This is a genomic window from Flavobacterium orientale (genome assembly GCF_014638005.1).
GTDB classification, from domain to species: domain Bacteria; phylum Bacteroidota; class Bacteroidia; order Flavobacteriales; family Flavobacteriaceae; genus Flavobacterium; species Flavobacterium orientale.
The window spans coordinates 1-864 of sequence record NZ_BMFG01000034.1 but is presented as its reverse complement, the minus strand read 5'-3'; the positions used below and the strand labels follow the sequence as shown (position 1 = coordinate 864).

The 864-nt window shown below is 44.6% G+C and carries 1 protein-coding gene; it reads left to right on the top strand.

Annotated elements, in window-relative coordinates:
- Positions 1-864: FIDD domain-containing protein (locus tag IEV15_RS14520; RefSeq protein WP_505661215.1), on the top strand; the 864-nt coding region annotated here is incomplete at both ends.

Below are 864 nucleotides of genomic sequence, written 5' to 3'. Positions count from 1 at the left end.
CAAATCCGTATGAGAACATTACACCGTATCTACAGTTCATCTACATCAGAGCAGAGAACGATGTTACGGGCTGTTACAGCACCTATACTTTGACATTAAATGTCAATCCATCACCCATTATTCCGGTTGATTTACCCAATCTAACCCTATGTGACCAAGATGGTAACCCACAAAGTGGTACAACGGCCTTTGACCTTACCCAACAAAACGCTATTATTTTAGCGGCACAACCGGCAGGTTTGGGTAGTTTTACGATTCGATACTTTACAACAGAAGCAAACGCACAAGATAATACCAGTGCTATTGTTCCGGCAACAAATTATATCAATACCACAAGTCCACAAACGATATGGTACCGTGTTAGCAACAACACTTCGAACTGTTTCTCCATTGGAACGTTCCAGTTGATTGTTAACACGCCATTGGCCTTGACTACACCAACGCCACTGGCACAGTGTAATCCGGATAACGACAACTTTATGGAGTTTGACCTAACGACAAAAGATGCGGAGATTACCCAAGGATTACCGGGCTATACCGTAACGTATTACCCGAGTTATGCTCAGGCCTTATCAGAAACAGGTCCGATTACTAACCCAACGGCTTATACGAATCTTACTCCGGCACAAACCCTTGGTGTGGTAGTAACGAGTCCACAGGGATGTAAGAGCTTTATTAGTTTGACCATCCGCGTACTTCCAACCCCGATAGTAAGCACCCCACCATTATTGGAGGTATGTGACAACACCAATCCGGGAGATAATGAAGAAGCGTTTGATTTAACGACCTATGAAGACATCATCAGAAACAACGATCCGGATATCACCTTTGCGTACTTCCCAACCCAGGCAGACGCGATAGCGG